This is a genomic window from Ruegeria sp. AE3 (assembly GCF_056542225.1).
Map to the genome: position 1 here is coordinate 1 of NZ_JBQFZL010000044.1, position 1,872 is coordinate 1,872.

The window sequence follows — 1,872 nt, forward strand, 5'->3', positions numbered from 1 at the left end:
GGGCTCTGAGCGGCCGCTACGGTCAATCATGAGAGACGTCCGGTATGAGATGGCGGACGACTGCGGCCGTCCGCCAAGGCCTCAGATGTCGATCTTCTCGGCGATGCTGAGCGCGTCATCGAGTTCGACGCCGAGGTATCGCACCGTGCTGTCCACCTTGGTGTGACCCAGCAGGAGCTGGACGGCGCGGAGATTGCCGGTCTTCCTGTAGATCAGTGCGGCCTTGGTCCGTCGCAGCGAATGCGTGCCGTAGCCGCTTGGATCCAGTCCGATTGCACACACCCAGTCGTGAACAAGGCGCGCATACTGCCTTGTCGAGATGTGCGGTGAGCCGTGGAACCTGCTTGGGAACAGGTTGACCTGTCCAAGCATTTGGGACGATGTGACCCATGCGAGCACGCTTCTGCGTGTATTCTCGGACACCTCGAACTGAACTGGACGCCCGGTCTTGCTCTGGATGACCGACACGCGGTCCCGGACGTTTCCACCAGCGACGAGGTCCACGACCTTGAGTCGAACCAAGTCACACCCGCGGAGCTTGCTGTCTATGGCGAGATTGAACAATGCCAAGTCGCGCAGGTTATCCGCGAGCTCTAGCCGAGCGCGAATGGCCCAAACCTGCCTTGGCAGGAGCGGGCGTTTCTGGCCGATCAGCCGCCCCTTGTTCCACGGCGGACGTGATGGTCGGATTGCCGGTAGCTGTTTACTGGACATGATGGAGTCTCCGTCCAGCCCTCCCACACCAGGCATCGGCACCGTGCCAACGCGCGGATTTTACCTTAAGAGGACGAGTGTCCGCTTCGCGAACATCTGTTTCTTCAAGCCTAGCTGCGGTGCGTTGGTCTGCTCGGAGCCCAGAACAGTCGCTCCATAAGACATCAATCGGAGCCTGCAGCCGATGCGGTAAGAAGAGAATTAGAGGGCTGGAGCGGTTCCAGTTTTCTTTTCCAGTGACCGCAGTACAACAATCATGTAAGCGGAAAGACCGGCCGCGAAAAAACACCAAATCGATGTAAAAGCGTGGGACGCGAAGAAAAAGCCGACCAAGACTGAGATCAGGATAAGAAGTCCAAAAACTCTGATTTTAGGGTGAGAAGACAACAGCAGCGGGACACAGATGATCACGGCATATATCACCCGCGCCACCATTTTGCTCGTTTCATTAGTGAACATCTCCGGATTCAAATAACGGATCGAATTGTGAATGAGGTCAATCTGCAGAATGCTTGGATTCAACATGATAGGCAGGTACAAGAGCGACCCTCCAGCAATGCCCAAAACTGTAAAGGCGATGAAGAGGCGTTGCCGAAAACGGTACGGCTCGCAAGCAGCAGCTGAAAATGGCACCCAAGTTGGCCAAAACCAGTACGCAAAGAACAGAAAAACCATCGCCGCTGAGACACTTTCATAACCTTGGTGCTTTTCAATTCCTAGCCACACAAAACCTTCCGCAACCTGCTGCATTCCAAAGAAAAGTGGATAAGTCGCTAGCGGTAAGATACGTACACCGACCCGCCAAGCAAGCGGAATTGTGATCGCGCTACTTGCGATCAAGACGCCGCCTACAGCAAAACTGGCATTTGCAGAAAAACACATACTCTTACAACTTTAGCACGCTTTGTCTTGCACGTCTCGTAGCAGCAAATTGGCTCGACAAATCACCCTAAACTGTCCCATTGGCGCTGACGTCAGACATCTTCGTCGCAAGTATCACCTCGGTTCAATGCGGACCTGGAAACGGGTTTCTTGATTGTCACTTTTTCCGTCCAAAGCGACCATTATTTCAAACAGACAGGGAATGCGTAGAGATGGCTTTTTAGATTAATAATTCCGTTAACGTTCGGTATAGGCCAAATCCTGCTCCCGCAACCA

Annotated in this window: 2 protein-coding genes; both read right to left on the reverse strand. The window is 53.9% G+C overall.

What is annotated here, in order from left to right:
* Nucleotides 1-81 precede the first annotated feature (81 nt).
* The gene (locus ACR0NZ_RS20585; RefSeq protein WP_480521566.1) at nucleotides 82-714 is read right to left on the reverse strand and encodes a tyrosine-type recombinase/integrase; all 633 of its coding nucleotides are present in this window, start codon (nucleotides 712-714) and stop codon (nucleotides 82-84) included.
* Between the two features lie 201 nt (nucleotides 715-915).
* A complete protein-coding gene (locus ACR0NZ_RS20590; protein WP_480521568.1) occupies nucleotides 916-1,596 on the reverse strand; it encodes a DUF6629 family protein in 681 nt (226 codons plus the stop codon).
* Between the last annotated feature and the right edge of the window lie 276 nt (nucleotides 1,597-1,872).